At 40.5% G+C, this 5,167-nt stretch carries 4 protein-coding genes; 3 read left to right on the forward strand and 1 reads right to left on the reverse strand.

What is annotated here, in order from left to right; all coding sequences use genetic code 11:
* Positions 1-314 precede the first annotated feature (314 nt).
* From codB to codA, 3 genes are read left to right on the forward strand one after another with little or no spacing between them, the layout of a single operon-like run.
* The gene (codB, locus tag FTV03_RS16910) at positions 315-1,601 is read left to right on the forward strand and encodes a cytosine permease (RefSeq protein WP_257220835.1); all 1,287 of its coding nucleotides are present in this window, start codon (positions 315-317) and stop codon (positions 1,599-1,601) included.
* 3 nt (positions 1,602-1,604) lie between these two features.
* Complete coding sequence (locus FTV03_RS16915) at positions 1,605-2,816, forward strand: PucR family transcriptional regulator (RefSeq protein WP_180042322.1); 1,212 nt, start codon at positions 1,605-1,607, stop codon at positions 2,814-2,816.
* 30 nt (positions 2,817-2,846) lie between these two features.
* A complete protein-coding gene (codA, locus tag FTV03_RS16920; RefSeq protein WP_180042324.1) occupies positions 2,847-4,145 on the forward strand; it encodes a cytosine deaminase in 1,299 nt (432 codons plus the stop codon).
* Between the two features lie 48 nt (positions 4,146-4,193).
* On the opposite strand, the gene FTV03_RS18065 is transcribed toward codA, so the two are convergent.
* The gene (locus tag FTV03_RS18065; protein ID WP_180184048.1) at positions 4,194-4,595 is read right to left on the reverse strand and encodes a hypothetical protein; all 402 of its coding nucleotides are present in this window, start codon (positions 4,593-4,595) and stop codon (positions 4,194-4,196) included.
* Between the last annotated feature and the right edge of the window lie 572 nt (positions 4,596-5,167).

Raw genomic sequence — 5,167 nt, forward strand, 5'->3', positions numbered from 1 at the left:
CTCATGAAATACGGTATTCTGATGTGACAAAACCTGAATCCTGGTCGTTAAAGTGTTTGTTTGCACTCATATTTTAACTGTTAGGACTCAGGTTTTTTTATTTAAAGCAAACTATGGGACAGCAGTGTGCTGAGGCATCCTTTTTTTTGCCCAGCATTGAGTGCGTTGCTTGTGAATGATGCACAGTTTTGTTGCGCCAATTAAGGATATACATTAAAAAATATATGCATTTTGCACATAAAATGAATGAAAAATAATGCAATTTAGCCCTTATTAAACTCGGCACAGCTTTTGCAATTGAGGCGTATTCCTTAATGAATCATTTGCAGGGTGTGCTTATGAATGAACATGATGAAAGTCCGCTGACCGAAACACCAGATACGCAGCGTAAAGGGTTTTTGCCTATCGCTTTGGTACTGTTCAGTTTTACGTTTTTTACGGGAACGATGTTTGCTGGCGGCAAAATTGGTGTCGCTTTTGAGTTTATCGATATTCTTTGGATTACTGCGATTGGTAATTTACTGCTGGCGCTGTATGCCGCATCACTGGGTCTAATTTCTGCTCGCAGCGGACTAAATACCGTACTTATGGGGCGTTTCTGCTTTGGCAATTTAGGCAGTAAATTGTCCGACTTTTTATTGGGCTTTGCGGAGCTGGGCTGGTTTGCATGGGGCACAGCAACTTTAGCTATTTCCTTAGCCAAGATTATTCATTTGCCAGAAGCATGGAATATTCCACTGATGGTGATGTTTGGCTTGGGCTTTTCTATTACTGCGCTGATTGGCTTTAAAGGCTTGGAATATCTTTCTCGAGTATCTATTCCCTTAATGTTCCTTTTATTGTTGGGTTCAATTTACCTAGCAACCAAAGAAATTGGCGGCTGGGAAGGTTTAAACAGTGTTCAACCGACGGAAAGCCTGACTTATGCGACAGCAATTACCATGGTTTTTGGCACTTTTGCTAGTGGTGCAACACAAATCACCAATTGGACACGTATGGCGAAAAGTAGCCGAGTAGCTGTTTGGGCCTGCCTGATTAGTTTTGTTATTGGCAATGGCCTAATGGTGCTAGCTGGGGCATGGATGGCAATTGTTTATCAGCAATCAGATATTGTGGAAGTGCTTATTTTGCAGGGCTTATCCCTAGCAGCCATTATTATGCTGTGTCTGAACCTCTGGACGATTCAAGGGCCAACGATTTACAACGTCTCTGCAGCAGCATGCCATTTGGTACGCAGTGAACGTCGTAAAACCATGGTTATGATTTCTGCTGTGGTCGGCATCATTCTCGCGGTGATGGGTATGTATGAGCTGCTGATTCCATTTTTATTACTGCTGGGTGCAATTATTCCGCCTGTGGGTGGCGTAATTATGGCGGACTATTGGGTGCGCTATAAGGGAAAATATCCACGTTTGGCAGAAGCTCAATTGCCTAACTTTAATTGGATTGGACTGATTGCTTACAGCTTGGGTGCAGTTTGCGCGTATACATCGCCTTGGATTGCGCCACTTGTTGGTATAGCAGTGGCATTTATATGCTATTCCGTACTGAATGCGCTCTTTCCAGTTAAGCAGGCTGTATTACAGCAGGCGGCGGAGTAAGCCATGAGCATGAGTGTGCAAGATGTGCTTAATCTGCCAGCCCTGTATGAAATGAAACTGCGGGCAGGGCAAAGCAATGTGCATAAAACCGTACGCTGGTTTTATGTTGCGGAAAATGAAAGTATTGCAGACTGGATTGAAGGTGGTGAGCTGGTTTTTGTCACAGGCATTAATTATGTGCGAGATGAAAACAACTTGCTGGCTTTGCTGGAACAGGCTTCACAGCGTAATGTTTCAGGCTTAGTGGTCATGACTGGTGCAGAGTTTATTCATGTAATTCCGCCTAGCGTGATTCAGCGCGCTGAAGAATTGCAGCTGCCTTTAATTGAACAGCCGTACAGCCTGAAAATGATTGAAGTCACGCATATCATTGGCACACGCTTAGTTCAGCTTTCTCAAGTAAAAAAATCTGCGCAGGATGTACTGACACAGCTATTAATGGGGGATTATCCCTCTTTAGAAACCATACAGCTGAGAGCCAAACATTTGGATCTGCCTGTGCTGGGTCGGCATGCTATTGCAGTCTTTAAATTAGGCAATATGCAAGCTTTGTTTCAAGGCGGTGAACAATCTCTGGAATCTCAGCTGTATCAGCGGAAGCAGCAGTGTTATGAGCAACTGGACAGTTGGTGCAAGCAGCATCAGCAGGTTTTTCCCGTTATCCGGCAAGGCGATCAATTTACTGCAGTACTGTCTTTAGAACATGACAGCCTTGAAGATTGGATGAAAGCATTATCCAGCCTCATTGAACATTTGAACACTTTAGATGCTGAGCTAAAAGTTTTTGCAGGACTGTCCAATCAAGTCAATTCCGCCGTCGCTTTTCAGCGCGGTTTTTGGGAAGCCTCGCAGGCGCAGGATATTGCTTTAGATGTGCAGGCAGAAAATGGTATTTGTCTCTACAAAAATTTAGGCATTTTGAAATTGCTCAAAGCCATTCCAAATAAATCAGTCATTCAGCAATTTATGCAGGAAACCATAGGCATGTTGCTGCTCAGTGACAAAAAACATCCTTATCTGCTGCTGGAAACCTTGGATGCCGTACTGAAAGAAAATGGCAACTTGAATGCATCTGCACAGCGTCTAGGCATTCACCGCAACACTTTAAATCAGCGCATTCAAAAAATTGAAGCACTAACAGGTCAGGCCATTAGCCATGCCAATTTTAGGCTGAATGCATCTGTTGCTTTGCTGATTTGGCACATGACCCACTAATTTATATAGATTGAAATAGGAAATACAGAGATGAATACAGCAAGCGCGAAAGTGATTAATGCAAAATTACGCCATAAAGAGGGATTGTATACAGTTGCCTATAGCAATGGAAAATTTGACCGTATTGAATTGCAAGATGGTGTGCTTCAAAGCAATGACAATCCAAACGGAGAATTTTCACAAATTATTGATGCCAAACAGCAGCTGCTTATGGCGCCAATGATTGATCCGCATATTCATCTTGATGCCGTACTGACAGCGGGTGAGCCTGAATGGAATATGTCGGGTACGCTGTTTGAAGGCATTGAGCGCTGGGGGCAACGTAAAGAAACTATTACTTTTGAAGATACTAAACTTCGTGCGAAAAAAACCGTGGATATGCTGGTGGCGCACGGTATACAGCATGTGCGGACTCATGTGGATGTTACAGATCCTGCGCTTACTGCACTGCACGCGATGCTAGAAGTGAAAGACGAAATTAAATCTAAAGTAAATCTGCAGATTGTGGCTTTTCCGCAAGAAGGAATTGAATCTTATAAAAATGGCCGCGGCTTGATGGAAGAAGCAATCAAGCTGGGTGCAGATGTGGTTGGCGGTATTCCGCACTTTGAATATACCCGTGAAAAAGGGGTGAGCTCAGTACATTTTCTGATGGATTTAGCTGAAAAATATGATCGTTTAGTCGATGTACATTGTGATGAAATTGATGATCCTGCATCGCGTTTTTTAGAAGTACTTGCTGATGAAGCGCGTGTACGCGGCATGGGGGAGCGTGTCACAGCCAGCCACACTACGGCTATGGGATCTTATGATAATGCGTATTGCTATAAGTTATTCCGCTTGCTAAAACGCTCGAAGATTAATTTTATTTCCTGCCCAACTGAAAGTATTCATTTGCAGGGCCGTTTTGATACTTATCCTAAACGCCGTGGATTAACCCGAGTTGCAGAAATTGACCGTGCAGGTATGAATATTAGTTTTGCTCAGGATTCAATTCGTGACCCGTGGTATCCAGTAGGCAATGGCAATATTCTGCGCATTTTGGATGCGGGTCTGCACATTTGCCATATGCTGGGCTATGAAGATTTACAGCGCTGCTTAGATTTTGTATCGGACAATTCTGCGAAAACACTGTGCTTGGGTAATCAATACGGGATAGAAGTTGGCCGCCCTGCAAGTTTTATTATTTTGCCGGGGCAGAATGATTATGATGTTGTCGCCAATCAAGCCAAAGCGGTGTTAAGTGTGCGGAATGGTAAAGTGATTATGCGCCGTGAAGAAGAGCAGGTACGTCTAATAGGAAATGGAAACTTCGCGAAAACAGCATAATTTGCATAAGCTATAAAAACGATGTAAAACCCATGCTTGGTATGGGTTTTATTCTAAAGATATGTATTTTTGGCAAACATGTATTATTGAAGAATCTGCATGCCTAAATTCAGTATTGAAATCATGTCGGCAATCCCTAAACTCTAAAAAGTCTATAGCATTCCATGGATAAAAATATTCTAGATAGTTTATATAGTTTTGAAGTAGTTCCCAGCTCTTATGATCAATTTTTCCTTCAAAAAGAATTTGTAATTGTTGTGCTTTTGTTCGTAAAGGAACAGCTATCTGAACCAGTTCGGAATAAATAGATTTATATTCATCCTCAGTTGTATGAATGGAGAAGCCATAAGCTAATTTGTAAATTTCTGAAGTAAATTTACTATGTAGATCCCAAACATCGGAAATCAATTTTGAAATTAAAGATAAATTATGTTGTTGTTTCCAATTCAAAACGAGTATTGCTGCAGTAACAGCGGCAAAAGTTGTAGCACTTGATGCTAAAAGAGAACTTATAAAATTTAAGTGTTCATAGTTTTTACTAAGATTAAAAAGTTTGTTACCGAAAGAAAAGTATAAATAAATAATGAATGAAGATGAAAGCGAATATTAAAAAAATTAAAATATGTGTATCGAGAATTATTTTAAAGATGCCGAATTTAATTTTTGAAAACATATTTTATAAATTACAATAGGTTGTTTTTCTTAGAGTGGCGCAAAAGTAAGAATAGTTCAATAGTTATGCATAAGGTATTCATTTAATATATTAATTTTTTAACAGCAGAACAATTATTCAGATGACCAATTTAATTGTTTAGTCTAGTAGTGCACTATTACCTATACTATTAATTAAAGCCCACATGCGTGAGCTTTAATTTCTACCGAATAAAATCTTTAATTAATAGATCTCTTTCATAAATCAAAAAACGATCTTCTTTTTGGTTAATATTTGCACTCCGGATTTCTTAGCATTCGTGCATAATCTGCGGATGAAATACATCGATTCAAACAAGCTTTCTGATCCT

Source organism: Acinetobacter sp. YH12218 (genome assembly GCF_013417925.1).
Taxonomy (GTDB): domain Bacteria; phylum Pseudomonadota; class Gammaproteobacteria; order Pseudomonadales; family Moraxellaceae; genus Acinetobacter; species Acinetobacter amyesii.

What these genes read in the sequence shown, in the direction of transcription:
- codB (WP_257220835.1), top strand. Translation starts at nt 315, where the DNA reads ATGAATCATTTGCAGGGTGTGCTTATGAATGAACATGATGAAAGTCCG.
- FTV03_RS16915 (WP_180042322.1), top strand. Translation starts at nt 1,605, where the DNA reads ATGAGCATGAGTGTGCAAGATGTGCTTAATCTGCCAGCCCTGTATGAA.
- codA (WP_180042324.1), top strand. Translation starts at nt 2,847, where the DNA reads ATGAATACAGCAAGCGCGAAAGTGATTAATGCAAAATTACGCCATAAA.